The sequence below is a fragment of the Oribacterium sp. Sow4_G1_1 genome (genome assembly GCF_052116105.1).
Classification (GTDB): domain Bacteria; phylum Bacillota; class Clostridia; order Lachnospirales; family Lachnospiraceae; genus Oribacterium.
Genome location: NZ_JBQKLS010000010.1, coordinates 99,329 through 114,391 on the forward strand (window position 1 = coordinate 99,329; position 15,063 = coordinate 114,391).

General features: G+C 56.7%; 14 protein-coding genes. All 14 read right to left on the bottom strand.

Annotation, left to right across the window (positions count from 1 at the left end):
* Window positions 1–204 precede the first annotated feature (204 nt).
* Complete coding sequence (locus tag ACTQ52_RS07915; RefSeq protein ID WP_441982286.1) at window positions 205–1,218, bottom strand: PHP domain-containing protein; 1,014 nt, start codon at window positions 1,216–1,218, stop codon at window positions 205–207.
* Between the two features lie 11 nt (window positions 1,219–1,229).
* Complete coding sequence (locus tag ACTQ52_RS07920) at window positions 1,230–2,039, bottom strand: spermidine synthase (protein WP_441227297.1); 810 nt, start codon at window positions 2,037–2,039, stop codon at window positions 1,230–1,232.
* Between the two features lie 142 nt (window positions 2,040–2,181).
* Window positions 2,182–2,727, bottom strand: coding sequence for an NUDIX hydrolase (locus tag ACTQ52_RS07925; RefSeq protein WP_441982287.1), 546 nt, complete (start codon window positions 2,725–2,727; stop codon window positions 2,182–2,184).
* A gap of 53 nt (window positions 2,728–2,780) precedes the next feature.
* Window positions 2,781–3,167 carry a phosphoribosyl-AMP cyclohydrolase gene (gene hisI, locus ACTQ52_RS07930; protein WP_441982288.1) on the bottom strand — a complete coding sequence of 129 codons (387 nt, stop codon included), beginning with the start codon at window positions 3,165–3,167 and terminating at the stop codon, window positions 2,781–2,783.
* Between the two features lie 113 nt (window positions 3,168–3,280).
* Window positions 3,281–4,039 carry an imidazole glycerol phosphate synthase subunit HisF gene (gene hisF / locus ACTQ52_RS07935; protein ID WP_441982289.1) on the bottom strand — a complete coding sequence of 253 codons (759 nt, stop codon included), beginning with the start codon at window positions 4,037–4,039 and terminating at the stop codon, window positions 3,281–3,283.
* Window positions 4,040–4,164: 125 nt separating this feature from the next.
* Window positions 4,165–4,881, bottom strand: coding sequence for a 1-(5-phosphoribosyl)-5-[(5-phosphoribosylamino)methylideneamino]imidazole-4-carboxamide isomerase (gene hisA / locus ACTQ52_RS07940; protein ID WP_441982290.1), 717 nt, complete (start codon window positions 4,879–4,881; stop codon window positions 4,165–4,167).
* Window positions 4,882–4,890: 9 nt separating this feature from the next.
* Window positions 4,891–5,607 carry an imidazole glycerol phosphate synthase subunit HisH gene (gene hisH, locus ACTQ52_RS07945; RefSeq protein WP_441982291.1) on the bottom strand — a complete coding sequence of 239 codons (717 nt, stop codon included), beginning with the start codon at window positions 5,605–5,607 and terminating at the stop codon, window positions 4,891–4,893.
* Between the two features lie 416 nt (window positions 5,608–6,023).
* Window positions 6,024–7,310 (bottom strand): histidinol dehydrogenase, encoded by a 1,287-nt coding sequence (gene hisD / locus ACTQ52_RS07950; protein WP_441982292.1) that lies wholly within the window; start codon window positions 7,308–7,310, stop codon window positions 6,024–6,026.
* A gap of 10 nt (window positions 7,311–7,320) precedes the next feature.
* Entirely contained in the window at window positions 7,321–7,977 is a 657-nt protein-coding gene (gene hisG / locus ACTQ52_RS07955; protein ID WP_441227303.1) for an ATP phosphoribosyltransferase, read from the bottom strand.
* Window positions 7,974–9,182 carry an ATP phosphoribosyltransferase regulatory subunit gene (locus ACTQ52_RS07960; protein ID WP_441982293.1) on the bottom strand — a complete coding sequence of 403 codons (1,209 nt, stop codon included), beginning with the start codon at window positions 9,180–9,182 and terminating at the stop codon, window positions 7,974–7,976. The genes hisG and ACTQ52_RS07960 overlap by 4 nt, the downstream gene beginning before the upstream one ends.
* Window positions 9,183–9,292: 110 nt before the next feature.
* Entirely contained in the window at window positions 9,293–9,901 is a 609-nt protein-coding gene (gene hisB, locus ACTQ52_RS07965) for an imidazoleglycerol-phosphate dehydratase HisB (protein WP_410043815.1), read from the bottom strand.
* Between the two features lie 96 nt (window positions 9,902–9,997).
* Entirely contained in the window at window positions 9,998–11,089 is a 1,092-nt protein-coding gene (hisC, locus tag ACTQ52_RS07970; RefSeq protein ID WP_441982294.1) for a histidinol-phosphate transaminase, read from the bottom strand.
* Between the two features lie 280 nt (window positions 11,090–11,369).
* A complete protein-coding gene (locus ACTQ52_RS07975) occupies window positions 11,370–12,824 on the bottom strand; it encodes a nicotinate phosphoribosyltransferase (protein WP_441982295.1) in 1,455 nt (484 codons plus the stop codon).
* Window positions 12,825–13,108: 284 nt separating this feature from the next.
* Window positions 13,109–14,806, bottom strand: a complete 1,698-nt coding sequence (locus ACTQ52_RS07980; RefSeq protein ID WP_441982296.1) for an AAA family ATPase — start codon at window positions 14,804–14,806, stop codon at window positions 13,109–13,111.
* Window positions 14,807–15,063 lie beyond the last annotated feature (257 nt).

The window sequence follows — 15,063 nt, forward strand, 5'->3', positions numbered from 1 at the left end:
TGGACTGCGCATGATAGCTGGATGAAAAATCAGCAGCACTGGTCTTCGCATACGAAACGCCCGGAAACATTCCGGGCGTTCTCAGTTTTTCAGTGCGTCTGGCTCACTACATAATCGAAAGCAATCCGCCTGCCTTTTTCTCCATCATCCGGTCGAGGTCCTCGACCCTGCTTTTTCTGATTTCCATTCTATTCTTTCCTCTGTCTATTCGTTCAATGCCGTCGTCCGCCAGTACAGTGTTCCTCCCGCATCCGGCTTCGTATTCTTCGCAGGTCGAGAAGCATCATCGGCGCCCACCGCACGCACGAGGAGGTTTGTGTGCGTGAACCCTGCCCAGCGTGCGAGCTCCATCGCCTCCTCGAAGCCGCCGTCGAGCAGCTCCTTCTGATGCGCATCCGCGGAGATCAGGATCTCTCCGCCGAGCGCATGGAGATGCCGAAGCAGCTCCGGTCGTGGATACAGTTCCCTCTTCCGCCCGCGGTTCACTGCGCCGCAGTTGATTTCAAACGGCAGCCCGTACGGCACGAGCGCCTCCATGGCTCGCCGCGCCGGCAGAAGGTAACGCTCACTCATCTCATCGAGGAAGTGGCCACCATCTGCGCGCGAGAGATCATTGAAGCGCGTGATCAGATCGAAGTGCCCGATAAACGTCGGGTGCAGCCGTGTCGCCACCATCGCCTCGAAGCGGTAGTAGTCCGCGGACAGGGCGTAGAAGTCGCCGCCATAGTACTGCCTGCACTGGTCATGGAGCATGCCAATGTCTCCATCCACGCCGATCAGATCCCAGTTTTCGGAGCCCTCACGGTGCGTCCCGAAGGCAGCCGGTGTCGACCACACAGAAGAGCCAGGCAACGGCACGAAATGCGTCGAACCGATGGTGTATTCCGCACCGAAAGCTTCACCCGCAGAAGTCCCCAGGGCGTCGGGCAGCGCCCCCGCGCTGTCGGGCACCTCCGCACCGGTCACACAGGACGGGTCGTAGACATTGTCCAGCTCCGCACCTCGGAGGATATCGATTCGGTCGCGGTACGCCACCTGCAGACGGCAGATTTCCTGTGCGTAGGCCGCGTAGTCCATCGAGACGCCCGGGTCCATATGCCCGCTGAAGCCGAGATGCGTGAATCCCTTTCGAAGCGCCTCCTGCACCACGGCCTCCGCCGCGTCGGAGCCATCACAGAAGGTGGTATGCGTATGATAATTTGCTTTTAAGTTTCCCATGAGAACTCCTGTCACATCTCAAATGCCGTATCCGAAGCGAAGAAAATGTTGTTCTGCGGCACGAATAGACTGATCTCGTCGTCGCACTGCATGAGAAAGGTGTATGCGAACACCTTCTGAAAATTCTTCCGCTCACGGCGCATCTGAATCGAGTGGAGGCCACGAAGCGCCGTCACCATATTGGCGGCGTAGAGGCCACCATCCGTGAGGCACTGGTGGAACAGCTGCGCCGACGCCTGCATGGATGCGCTCGACTTATAGCCGATATATGCATCGTTCAGGATGGCGTCGTAGCGGAGTGAATCTTCCTCCGCAGCGGTATGAGCCTCGCGGTCGCCTGCATTGGCCACCCTCACAGACGCATCCGTAGCGGCAAAGGTTGCGGACAGTTTTTCCAGATATCGGTGGCCGTCGCCGACGATGACGCGGAGTCGGTCCGAATACTGTGCCTCCAGCGCGCGCAGACCGAAATAATCCCGCGCGACCTCGACGATCGTCGGGCTAAGCTCCACCACGTCGATCGACTTCTCCGGATACTGCTTCAGAAAAAACCGAGGGTAGGCAAAGCCGCCGCCCCCGATCAGCAGTACCCGCTGCGCCGACGGATGCAGGCGGAACGCCCACTCGAACTCGCGCATATACTCGAACGCGAGCTCATCCGGACGCAGCGGATCCAGGTACTGCGCCGACTGCATCGCCCCATCGACGAGCAGCAGCCGCATGTGTTCCTCGTTGTAGAGCCCCTCACAGACCTCGATCGACTGCCCGAGCGGGTCCCGCGTTTTATAAACTGTTTTCTTTTCCTTGATAAACTCTTCCATGTACAGCTCTTCGTTCTCCCACAGATTTTGCCCCTTGGTACTCGCCTGGCAGGCATGATACCTGAAAATACCGCAGAACATGCCTACACTCCCGAAATTCACCATCATGAACCGCAGGCACGTTTCCTTCAAAAGCCAGACATCATGCCTGCGTCACCTTCTTCTCCGCCGCGAGTGCTTCCTGAATCCGCTGATAGTGCAGGAATTCATCCGCCTCGTGCAGCGCGCGGATCTCGTCCATCGTCGCCATGCGGAAGTCGATGGCCTCCGACTGCTCGATCGTCACGTCCGCATCCGCGAACTCCAGCTTCACATGATAGATATCGACGAAATAGTTGTCGCCGCGCTTCAGGTCCTCGTTGCGGTACCCGTAGATCGGCGTCCGCATCACCGCCGGCACCGCTGAAATATCGAGTCCGGTCTCCTCGCGCACCTCGCGCGTCACCGCGGTGAAGCTGTCCTCGCCTGCCAGCGCCCCGCCACCGGAAATCTCCCAGGCCCCCGCCGCCCACTTCTTCGTGCGCGCACGCTGCGTGATGAGAAAACGCCCGTCCGACGGCCGCTCGATCAGCGCCAGCACGTAGAGCATGAACTCGCCCGCCTGCAGGAAGCTGCTACGCGGCACGACACGGCCCGTCCGGCGCTTCTCGCTGTCATATATATCCATTCGCTCGTCTTTTGAATCCATCTCTTCTTCCCCACATCTCATTTTCTTCGATCAATGCCTCTGCCGTCAGCTTCTCACTTCCCGCACGGCTTTTCCCCCGATACTTCCGGTCGGTTCTCCGCCCATTCTTTATATAAAGAATCATCGAAACAGCTGTCATTCCCGCGGTGGCACGCCGGGCCATCCTTCCGGACCTGCACGAGAATCGCGTCACGGTCACAGTCCGCTTCCATCGTCACGATGTGCTGGTAGTTTCCGCTCGTCGCGCCCTTCAGCCAGAGCTCCTGCCGCGAGCGGGACCAGAAGCAGGTGAGCCCCTTCTCCAGTGTGATACGAAGCGACTCCCTGTTCATGTACGCCAGCGTCAGCACGCGCTTCGTCTCGACATCCTGTACGATGCACGGCACCAGCCCCTTCTCGTCAAACTTCACCTTCTCAATATCAAATGTTTCGACTGCCATTCCTGCCCTCTCCTCATCTGTGATACGCTGTCAACATTGTACTATAGAACGTAAAAAATGGAAGCAACACTCTGAATGTACACTTCAAAATGTGCCCCCATCTTTACTGTGAATCAACGTCTGACCGGGATGCCTTCCGCCTGGAGTCTCGCCTTCAGGTCTTCGATTTTCACCTCACCGAAGTGGAAGATCGAGGCGGCGAGGCCGGCAGAGATGTCCGGAATCTCGTGAAACAGTGTCACGAAATCCTCGATGGAGCCGGCACCGCCGGATGCGATGACCGGCACCTTCACGAGCTGATTCACCGCCGCGAGCATCTCGAGGTCGAAGCCCTGCTTCACCCCGTCGGTGTCGATCGAGTTCAGCACGACCTCACCCGCACCACGTTTCACGCCATCCCGGATCCACTCGAGTGCATCCATGCCGGTATCGATGCGTCCGCCGTTCAGGAACACATGATAGCTTCCGTCCACGCGCTTCGCATCCACCGACAGCACCACACACTGATTACCGTACTTCTCTGCCGCTGCATTGATGAGATCCGGATTCTTGATCGCGCCCGAATTCACCGACACCTTATCAGCACCGCACTTCAGCACACGGTCGAAATCATCGACGGTGTTGATGCCGCCGCCCACGGTCAGCGGGATGAAAATCTGCCGCGCGACCGCGGTCAGGATGTCCGTGAAGAGCTTCCGCCCCTCGAAGCTCGCGGTGATGTCATAGAACACGAGCTCATCCGCGCCCGCATCGCTGTAGTATTTCCCGAGCTCCACCGGGCTGCTCACATCGCGCAGTCCCTCGAAATTGACGCCCTTCACCACGCGCCCGTCGCGCACATCCAGGCACGGAATAATTCGTTTCGTAATCATCTCTGTTACCTCATCATCTGCCTTCGGCCAATGCACTTTCACAGGCACCGTCCGCTGCGTTCTGTCAGCAAGACTTCACCGATCTCCCGATGTCGCCTGCCAAAGCATCCCTACTGCCCGACACATCATCCGCGTGCGACGTCCAGCGCATCCTTCAGCTTGATGGTGCCGTTGTACATCGCCTTGCCGAGAATCGCGCCATAGAGCCCCATGTCGCGGAGTGCCCGGATGTCCTCGAGCGTCGACACGCCGCCGGACGCGGTGATGTCGATGCCGTCAAGCCAGCTCAGGCGCTCATACAACGGCAGATTCGTGCCCTTCATCGCGCCGTCCTTCGAGATATCCGTGACGATCGCGGTCTTCACACCGAGGCTTCGCAGCTTCCACAGGAAGTCGAACATATCGACATCGAGGACCTCGACCCAGCCCTTGACGGCCACCCGGCCATCCTTCACGTCGACGCCCACGGCGATCCGGTCGCCCCAGCGCCCCACCGCATCCCGCAGGAAATCCTCATCCGTCACGGCCTTCGTGCCGAGGATGACCCGCGCGACACCGGCATTCAGATAGCGCTCGATCATCTCGAGACTGCGGATCCCACCGCCGATCTCCACCTGGAGCTTCGTCTCATGGCAGATTGCCGCCACCACATCGAAGTTCGGCGTCGTGCCGTCCTTCGCGCCCTCGAGGTCCACGAGATGCAGCCAGCGTCCGCCGTCCGCCTCGATGCCCCGGGCTGTCGCCACCGGGTCCTCGCTGTACACTGTCATCTTCTGGTAGTCGCCCTTCAGAAGCCGTACTACCTTATGGTCATATAAATCAATCGCTGGAAACAGCAGCATAGTTCCTCCTCACAGTGCAGCAAACGCCTTCAGGATCTTCAGGCCGACAGCCCCGCTCTTCTCCGGGTGAAACTGCGTGCCATAGACATTGCCCTTCTGAACTGCGGCGGTCAGCGGCACACCGTACTCCGCGGTCGCCGTCAGATGCGCGTCACAGTCGAAGGCCGCGAAGCTGTGCACGAAGTACACACAGTCGCCCTCCGTGAGATCGCGGAAGAGCGGGCAGCGACCGGATGCATCCTCCGGAATCTGCACCTTATCTGTACCCTCATCCGATGAAGCCGGGTCCGTCGACGATGTCTGTTTATCCTTGGATGCACAGGCGGTCTCCGGATGATCGATGAAGTGCAACGCATTCCAGCCCATGTGCGGGATGTCGAGATGCGCCGGGATCACGCCCTCGATTGGACGCACCTCACCCGGGATCAGCCCGAGGCCCTCATGCTCTCCATACTCGAGGGAGCGGTCGAACAGCAGCTGCATGCCGAGGCAGATCCCGAGAAACGGCTTCCCCGTCGCCGCCTGCGCCTTCACGAAATCGAAGAGCCCGCAGTCGCGCAGCTTCTGCACGGCGTCACCGAACGCACCGACCCCCGGCAGGATCACATGATCCGCCTGCCGGATGACCTCCTGATCCGCCGTCACCACCACCTCCTCGCCGATCGCTCTGAGAGAGCTCTGCAGCGAGAAGAGATTTCCCACGCCATAATCGATGATTGCAATCATAGTCGTCCTTTCAATCTGATTTTCCCAATCGGTTTTTCTGGTACTTCCTTTTTCGCAATACTGCATATTATAGAATGAATGACATTATGTAATTTCAAGTTTGACGCAATACATGCCTTTTGAAAAATTCGACATTACCTCTATCGTTAAATTCTTACACATATGCAAAATATTTAAGGATATAGCTAATGTCATTATTTTTAAACAAGCTCTATTGCGTCAAATATAATGTCAATATTTCTTTAGAACCTTTATTGCGTCAAACCAGGTAATGTCGAAATTTTTAAAAGTACCTTATTGTGTCAAATTTCAAAATAGATAATGTCATCTCATCTATTTAATGCTGTTTTGCGAAAAATCTGCAGGATTGGAGCAGAACCTGCCTGAATCCCGGTCTGCCTTATGAAAAATCCGACTCAATCCCGGTCTTCTTTCCCGAAGCGGATGTCCACAGCACGGGCGTGGGCGGTGAGCCCTTCCTTATTCGCGAACATGGAGATCTTATCGTAGTCCTGTTCGAGGGCGTCCTTCGTGTAGTAGCTGTACTGCATCTTCTTCACGAAGTCGTCGACACCGAGCGGGCTGTAGAAGCGTGCCGTCCCGGAGGTCGGCAGCGTGTGGTTCGGGCCAGCGAAGTAGTCACCGGTTGGCTCGGCATTGTAACGGCCGAGGAAGACGGAGCCGGCGTTCTTGATGAGCGGCAGGTAGTCAAACGGCTGGTCTACGCACACCTCCATGTGCTCCGGAGCGATGCGGTTCGCCGCGTCGATACCCTCACGGAGGTCATGGGCGACGATGATCTTTCCGTTGTGATCGATGGACGCCCGCGCGATCTCCTCCCGCTTCAGCTTCGCGAGCTGTACTTCGAGTTCCTGCTGCACCGCCTCGGCGAGCGCCATGGAATCCGTGATGAGCACCGCCGACGCATTCTTATCGTGCTCTGCCTGGCTCAGCAGATCCGCCGCCACGAAGCGCGGATCCGACTTGCCGTCCGCGAGCACCAACACCTCCGACGGACCGGCGATCATATCGATCCCAACCTGTCCGAACACCTGCTTCTTCGCCTCGGCGACGAAGGCATTGCCCGGACCCACGATCTTATCGACGCGTGGAATCGACGCCGTGCCATATGCAAGCGCCGCCACCGCCTGCGCGCCACCGACCTTGAAGATCCGGCCCACGCCTGCGACATGCGCCGCCGCCAGGATGTACGGATTGACCGAGCCCTCCTTGTTCGGTGGGGTCACCATGACGATCTCCTCGACGCCCGCGATCTTCGCCGGAATCGCATCCATCAGCACCGTCGACGGATACGCCGCCGTGCCGCCCGGCACATAGAGGCCGACCTTCTCGAGTGGGATCACCCGCTGCCCGAGGATCACGCCCGGCTTGTCCGCCATGATGAAGCTGTTCCGCACCTGTTTACTGTGGAAGGCACGGATATTGGCCGCCGCCTCCTCGAGCACCGCGATGAAGCCCGGCTCCACCTTCGCGAGCGCCGCCTCGATCTCCGCCGTACTCACAAGGAAATCCTCGACGTCGACGTGGTCGAACTCCGCGCTGTACGCCCGCAGCGCCGCATCCCCCTCCGCACGCACGCGCGCGATGATGCCCTTTACGCTATCCTCGACGCTGGAGGTCGGCTCGAAGCGCGCGAAAATCTCCTCGTCTCTGATCTTTCCCATCTCGAAAATCTTAATCATGTCTCTTCTCCTAATGCTCCAGCTTCACGGCGTCTACCTTCTCGCCGCTCGCGACGATCTCCGCGAGACCGTCCCGTAAGCGCATGATCTCGTCATGCTTGAACTGGTAGCTTACCTTATTACAGATGAGGCGTGCACTGATCGGCACGACCTCCGTCAGCACCTCGAGGTCGTTCTCCCGAAGTGTGTTGCCCGTCTCGACGATATCGAAGATGACATCGCTGAGGCCCAGGATCGGCGCGATCTCGATCGAACCGTTCAGCTTGATGATGTCGATGTCGCGACCGATGGACTCGTAGTAGCGGCTCGCCACATGCGCAAACTTCGTCGCGACCCGGAGCGTCCGCTCCTCGTTATCATAGAAATCCTTCGGGCCCGCCACGCACATGCGGCACTTGCCGAAGCCGAGGTCCAGCAGCTCGTACACATCCGGCTCGTACTCGAGGAGGATGTCCGCACCGCAGACGCCGATGTCTGCCGCGCCACGCTCGACGTAGATCTCGACATCCGACGGCTTCACCCAGAAGTAGCGGATGCCCTTCTCCGGATTCTCGAAGGTGAGCTTCCGGTTCTTCTCGAGGATCGCCGGACAGTCGAAGCCGGCCTTCGCCATCATCGAGTAAGTCTTATCGCCGAGGCGGCCTTTCGCCAGTGCTACATTGATCATTTTAAGCCGCTCCCTTCTCCGATGTGGTTTTTCATTTCACCGGTCCGCATGGTCGATGCTTCCACGCCCGGCACAGCATCACATGCTGCGCCTAAGACCGCGCCATCCGAAACTGTATCCTCGCGCGTCGCCAGCGCCTCCGCGTCACTGAGGCGCAGTGTCTGCCGCGCGGTGATCTTATGCTCGACGCGCGCCTGCTCCTCTATCCGGAGACTCCGCACCCGGAGGCCGCGCGCACTGAGCGCCCGCATGACCGCCGCCACCCGCGTCGCTTCGTCGCCCGCCGCATAGAGCACGAGCACATCGACGTCGGCATCCCGGCGCTTTGGACTATAGTTTGCGACGGTATCAAGGTCGAGGGCGAAGCCGATCGCGCCGACCTTCTTCCCCATCTTCTCCGGGAGACGATCATAGCGTCCACCCGACAGCACAGTGAATGGGATCTCCTCGACCGCACCCTGGAAGATCAGTCCGTTGTAATAATCCATGGAGTTCACCAGGGAGAAATCGAGATAGACGTACTGGAGCACACCGAAGGCCTCGAGGATATCACAGAGCTTCGCGAGGTGATCTGCCATCTGGGCAGAAGCATTGGAAATCGCAAAGGAGTGAAGCTCGGCAGCCCCCTCCCGGAACGGCCGGTACAGATCCGCGAGCAACTTCAGCGTCCGCGCACTCGCCTCCGTGAGCTTCCCCTCGCGCACCAGCGCATCGAAGCCCGCCGTGTTCTTCATCGAGAAGAGACGCAGCGCCTCCGCGATGGTGCTGTCCGTGAGGCCCATCGTCGCGAACATCTCCTGCAGGAAGGCCGCATCCGACACGCGGATCACGAAGCGCTCCCCGATCAGCTTCAGCGACTCCGCCGCGAGCGCGATCACCTCGGCCTCCGAATACGCGTCGATCTGTCCGATGCACTCGATGCCCGACTGCAGGATCTCGCGGTAGTGACTGTCCTTCGGACGGTAGACCGTCTCGTTGTAGTAGACCTTTTCCTCCCCGCCGAGGTTCGACTTGATGATGCTGAGCGTCACATCCGGCTTCAGCGCCAGCAACGAACCATCGAGGTCCGTGAAGGTGATCAGCTGACTGGACTTCAGAAAATCCCGGTTGTCCGCGTAGAGATCATAAGGCTCAAATTTCGTCATCTTGAACTTCCGGTAGCCGAAGCGCTCGTAAAGCTCATTCAGTTTCTGTTCCGTCATCATGTTCATCCTTCCTGCACCGCCCCCATGCGTCCCTGTGCAGTTGTATCGTGTGGCCAATGCCTCGTCCGCTGCGTAGTCATCGCCCAATGCGGGCTGTCCGCCAACACACATCACTCCCCGGTCGGGCTCGCGAGTACGCCCTTCGTACTCGGGATATCGTTTGCGAAGCGCGTGTCGATCTCGACCGCCTCCCGCAGCACATGCGCGAGGCCCTTGAAGCAGCCCTCCGCGATGTGATGGCTGTTCTCGCCCGCGAGCTCTCGAATATGCAGTGTGATACCGGCGTTCAGCGCGAAGGCCTGGAAGAACTCCACCACGAGCTCCGTGTCGAAGCTGCCGATCTTCTCCGTCTTAAACGGAATCTCACCATAGAAGCCGCCACGGCCGCTGATGTCCACCGCCACGAGGATGAGCGCCTCATCCATCGGCAGCGTCATGCTCGCATAGCGCCGAATCCCCTTCCGGTCGCCGAGCGCCTCCGACATCGCCTGCCCGAGCGTGATGCCGATATCCTCCACACTATGATGATCGTCGACCCAGGTATCCCCCTCGCAGGTGAGATTCATCTGAATCCCCGAGTGCCGGCTGAACAGCGTCATCATATGATCGAAGAAACCGATCCCCGTCTTGATCTCCGACTCCTTGCCATCCCCATCGAGGTCCAGCCACAGCTGCACATCCGTCTCATTCGTCACCCGATTGATCTCTGCTACTCTCATATCTACTCCCTGAATCTCATCTTAAGAATTTCGTAATGGGGTCAGACCTCATTAAATTTTCTTAATAGGGTCAGACCCCATTAAATTTTTATAAACTCAGAACGTGAGGATGTCCCGCACGGTCTCGATAAACTGCGCCATCTCCTCCTCGGAGCCGATGCTGATGCGGTTGAAATTCGTGATCTTCGGATCATCGAAGTGGCGCACCAGCACGCCGTTATCCTTCAGGCGGAGGTAGAGCTCCTTACCGGAGATCGCCGGGCTCTCTGCGAAGAGGAAATTCGTCTGGCTGTCCAGCACATGGAAGCCAAGCTTCTCCAGCTCTGTCCGCGTCCATGCACGATTCGCACGGATCTTCGCACAGTTCGCCTCGAAGTATGCCGTATCCCGGAGCGCCTCCACCGCACACTTCATCGAGATGCGGTTCACGTTGTACGGGTTGTTCGAGTTCCGGAGCGTCTCCATGTCCTGAATCAGTGCCGCATCACCGATCGCGAAGCCGACTCGAGCCCCCGCCATGCTGCGGGACTTCGAAAAGGTCTGCGTCACGAGCAGGTTCTTATACTTCTTTGTGAGCGGCACCGCACTGATCGCCTGGTCTGCGAAATCCACATAGGCCTCGTCGATCATCACGACGTGGTCTGCATTCGCCTCACAGAGCGCAGCGATCGCGTCGAGCGAAATCGGAATCCCGGTCGGTGCGTTCGGGTTCGGGATCACGATGTTTTTCCCGATACCTGCATGACCCCCGTCCGGCGTCTCCGGCCCGAGATAATCCGCGAGGTCGATCGTGAAGTCCGCCCGCAGCGGCTTCACCTCCGTCGTCACCTGATTCAGCTGCGCGATCACCTTATAGAAGCTGTAGGTGATGTCCGGAAATGCGAAGCCGTCCTCGCCGAAGGCCATGAACGCATAGTTCAGACACTCATCCGAGCCGTTGCCAATGAATACATCAGACATATCCACCTGGAAGCTTTCGCTGAGCTGCGCCTTCAGCGGCTTCAGCTCCGGGTCCGAGTAGAGCCGGAGGTCCATCGCCTCGGAGGCATTGACCGCCGCGATCACCCCCGGCGCCGGCGGAAACGGCGACTCGTTCGTGTTTAACTTGATGTACTTCTTATCCTGCGGCTGCTCGCCCGGCGTATACTGCGTCAGCGTACGGTATGCACTGCTTAAAAATCTGGACATCTCGAACCTCCCGATGGTTTCCTATAAGTATACAACATGGCCGTGAATCTCGGTATAACAATTGATGATAGGAGTTGTTACTATGCTTTATTATAGTAGCATGGTAAAGTGCCATAGTGAGATGATATAAAACGAAGCTACACATGTCAAGAAAAAAATGAGGACCGGCGTTCCCTCCGGCCCTGAACTTTATGGGGTCTGACCCCCTTACGATCGCCTTAAGACTTTCGTAATGATTTCTTAATGGGGTCAGACCCCATTAAATTTTTATAAACTCAGCTCACTTCGTCGCCTGCGCTGCCTTCAGCAGCTCCATCTTCATCTGGTAGTACGCCGGGCTCATGTCGAGGTAGTGCGTGTGCGGATTCTCGAGTCGCTGCTCCTCCGGCCAGATCTCCCGCTCGAGCTGCTGCTTCACGTAGCTCCGCACCTGCTCGATGGATGGAGACGGCTTCGTCCGCCGTCCGTCGACCATGACGGTCTCCTGCAGCTCACGCACCGTGCAGTCCGTGAAGGCCATCGACTTCCACGGCTTCTCCGGATCCACATACGGGATCGGCTGCGATGGATCCGGCACCTCGTCCGCCATCGTGATCAGATCCGCGACCGCGTAGCCATCTGGATTATAGACACGCCATACGCGCTTCTGCCCCGGATTCGTGATCTTCTCGAAGGTCTCGGACACCTTGATCTTCGGTAAGCAGACCTTATCCCTGTTCACCGCCACCAGCTTATACACCGCGCCGAACACCGGATCGCTCTTCGCTGTGATCAGCCGCTCGCCGACACCGAAGGAATCGATGCACGCGCCCTGCTCGAGCAGCGAGTGGATCGTAAACTCATCGAGGCTGTTCGACGCCACGATGATACAGTCCTCGAGCCCCGCTGCGTCGAGCATCTTCCGCGCCTTCTTCGACAGATACGCGAGGTCACCGGAATCGAGCCGGATGCCCTTCAGCCGCTTCCCCATCGGCATCAGCACCTCCTTCGCCACGCGAATCGCATTCGGCACACCGGACACCAGCACATCGTAGGTGTCGACGAGCAGCACCGAATTATCCGGATAGATCTCCGCGAAGTGCTTAAACGCCGTGTACTCGTCATCGTGGTACATCACCCAGCTGTGCGCCATCGTCCCGCTCACCGGGATGCCGAACATCTCCCCGGCCAGCATCGTCGCCGTACTTGCGGCACCGCCAATGTAGGCGGCCCGGGCACCATACACCGCGGCGTCAACATTGTGCGCCCGACGCGCGCCGAAGTCCGCCACCAGCCGGCCCTCTGCCGAGCGGACGATGCGGTTCGTCTTCGTCGCGATGAGGGACTGGTGATTCACCTGCGCGAGAATCGCTGTCTCCACCAGCTGTGCGTCGATGAGCGGCGCCTCCACCGTGAGGATCGGCTCATTCGGGTACATGATGCTGCCCTCCGGCAGCGCCCGCACGGTGCCACGGAAGCGAAAATCCCGCAGCCAGTCGAGAAAATCCTCCGCATAGATATGAAGTGAGCGAAGGTACGCGACATCCGTATCATCGAAGTGCATCCCCTCGAGGTAGTCCAGCACCTGCTCGAGCCCCGCGAAGATCGCGAAGCCCGCACCATCCGGATTCTTCCGGTAGAACACGTCGAAGGTCACCAGGTCCTCCGCCCCCGGATCCTGGAAATAACCGTTCGCCATCGTCATCTCATAGAGATCCATCATCATGGAAATATTCCGCTGATCACTCTGATTCATATCAAATCCTTTCTCTTTACCAGTTCAGCTCTGTCCTCATCATATAAAAACTGCCCCGTTTTTACAACAGTAGCCCTCCTCGTTTGCCCCGTTTTTCGCAAAAATATCGCCACATAGTGCCCCGTTTTTGCAACCGCAGTTCTCCCCGTTTGCCCCGTTTTTTGCAAAAATATCGCCACATAGTGCCCCGTTTTCATATTTACGGTATCAAAAAACCGGAGTGAACATCACCCCGGCTTCATAACTATAGAGGGAGTCCGTCCTCTTTCTTTCGTCTCAGCATCTCACAGTTTTTCACTGATTGCACAGCACCGTTTCTTACAGAAGGCGATCCCATACAGCCGGATGTTCTTCCGATCATCGTTCAGAAGATACTCCTGATAACGACGGTCCCGAATCTGGTCAAGGGCCTTCCGAGACGCCGCCTTCAACTCGTCAAAGTTCTTCGTATACTTTAGTTCCACGACGATCCCCGCATCCGGATCATCCGTTTCCACGATGATATCTGCAAATCCTTCTCCAGCTTCAACGTTTGACTTCACAAGCCAGTCTGCATTTTCGGTAAGGATCCCGACGAGAAGGTTATGATAGGAGCTTTCCTTTTCTTCCTTTCTTGCTTTCGTATCGAAAACACTGATGGAATTACTGAGTATCCGGTTCAGATACTGCTCGACACCTTCGGTATCACCTTCTTCAAAAGCTTTCCAGAATGCAGTCAGGCGCTCTGTGTTACTGAAGATGGATTTCTTAAACCATTCGTTGATTTGAAGTCTGAAGACTTCGCGCACTTCCCGATTCGGAATAATCAGGCGATAAGCGCCATCCTTCGGTCTTCCAGTTTGTGTCAGGTACCCCGTCGTAAAAAGTACACTCCAGAGGTTCTCGATGCTCTGATCGATCTCTTCATATGTGAGTTCCAGGCGAAGCTCCTTTTCGATGGCTTCCCCGTTGATCAGACGTTCGATCTCACTCTTCGTTGTTTTATTCGCTTTATCGATAAAGCGCTTCACGAGGTCGTTTCCGCTCGTATTGATCCAGTACGCTTCCGGCCTTGCCTCTCGATCATCCTTCGCGCGGTCCACGAAGTTTACAACATCCCACGGACAGTAAACATCTGCATTTCCGAAGTGATAGCCGTCGTACCACTCCTTCACTTCTGCAAAACGATCTTCCATCTGATAATCAGAAAGTAACGTCCGCACCTCCGTATCTGTAAATCCAAATTGTTCATCGAAGCGTGTATCGGTGATCGATAGAATTTTAAAGTTGTTGAGACCGGTAAAAATACTTTCCTTCGAAACGCGGAGGCAACCTGTCAGGACAGCGAACGCAAGTGAGTCATTCGTTTTTAAGACTTCGCCTAACAGTCCACGTATAAAGTGGAGCATTTCTCTGTAATAGCCATACTGAAATGCCTTATCGAGCGGTACATCGTACTCGTCGATGAGAATGACCGCCTTTTTACGGTAATGCTTATACAGGAGATCAGACAATGTTTTGATGGAGGACATGATGATCTCTACCTCTTCAGGCTGGTCCTTCATTTCAAGAAGCTCACGATACCTTTTTTTATCAATATCGAGCAGGCGCTGGCTGTCCTTCAACACATAGAATCGCTCTGCTTCTCTCTTGATCAACTGAATGCATCTCCGTCTGGCTTCCGAAAAACTCAAACCCTCCACGCCCTTTAAAGACAGGAAAACAACCGGGTACTGCCCCAGATGCTGTTTACACAGATCCTGATTTTTCGAAATATAGAGTCCATCAAACAGTGACGGATCTGTACCAATCTCGAAAAAACTCTTCAGCATACTCATATTCAGAGTCTTTCCAAAGCGACGCGGACGCGTGAACAGACTCACCTTTCCGAGACTGTCAAACAGCTGCTCAATCAGTTTTGTTTTATCGATATAGTAATACTGGTTTCTTCGAATCTCTTCAAAATTTTCGATCCCCACCGGAAGTTTTAATCTGTTTTCCATAAAATCCTCCCGTTTTCATGCCATCATGTTGCTGATTTCATGAGCTGTCACGGAGCTGCTCTCATGAGCTGTCGCTGAACTGCTCAACTTTGCGTCATGAATGTCGTATGGGTTATCGCCGCCGGAGATCACCTTCGGCGGCATTTGCTTACTCATTCACAACAAGCATTTCGTGTTCTGCCACATAACTGACCATGTGGTCATCGATCAGTCGCTTCTGTGTCTGACTGGCATACATCAGGCTCTTTTCGCAGACA

Coding starts and splice junctions, on each gene's coding strand:
- ACTQ52_RS07915 (WP_441982286.1), bottom strand. CDS start 1,218: ATGGGAAACTTAAAAGCAAATTATCATACGCATACCACCTTCTGTGAT.
- ACTQ52_RS07920 (WP_441227297.1), bottom strand. CDS start 2,039: ATGGAAGAGTTTATCAAGGAAAAGAAAACAGTTTATAAAACGCGGGAC.
- ACTQ52_RS07925 (WP_441982287.1), bottom strand. CDS start 2,727: ATGGATTCAAAAGACGAGCGAATGGATATATATGACAGCGAGAAGCGC.
- hisI (WP_441982288.1), bottom strand. CDS start 3,167: ATGGCAGTCGAAACATTTGATATTGAGAAGGTGAAGTTTGACGAGAAG.
- hisF (WP_441982289.1), bottom strand. CDS start 4,039: ATGATTACGAAACGAATTATTCCGTGCCTGGATGTGCGCGACGGGCGC.
- hisA (WP_441982290.1), bottom strand. CDS start 4,881: ATGCTGCTGTTTCCAGCGATTGATTTATATGACCATAAGGTAGTACGG.
- hisH (WP_441982291.1), bottom strand. CDS start 5,607: ATGATTGCAATCATCGATTATGGCGTGGGAAATCTCTTCTCGCTGCAG.
- hisD (WP_441982292.1), bottom strand. CDS start 7,310: ATGATTAAGATTTTCGAGATGGGAAAGATCAGAGACGAGGAGATTTTC.
- hisG (WP_441227303.1), bottom strand. CDS start 7,977: ATGATCAATGTAGCACTGGCGAAAGGCCGCCTCGGCGATAAGACTTAC.
- ACTQ52_RS07960 (WP_441982293.1), bottom strand. CDS start 9,182: ATGATGACGGAACAGAAACTGAATGAGCTTTACGAGCGCTTCGGCTAC.
- hisB (WP_410043815.1), bottom strand. CDS start 9,901: ATGAGAGTAGCAGAGATCAATCGGGTGACGAATGAGACGGATGTGCAG.
- hisC (WP_441982294.1), bottom strand. CDS start 11,089: ATGTCCAGATTTTTAAGCAGTGCATACCGTACGCTGACGCAGTATACG.
- ACTQ52_RS07975 (WP_441982295.1), bottom strand. CDS start 12,824: ATGAATCAGAGTGATCAGCGGAATATTTCCATGATGATGGATCTCTAT.
- ACTQ52_RS07980 (WP_441982296.1), bottom strand. CDS start 14,806: ATGGAAAACAGATTAAAACTTCCGGTGGGGATCGAAAATTTTGAAGAG.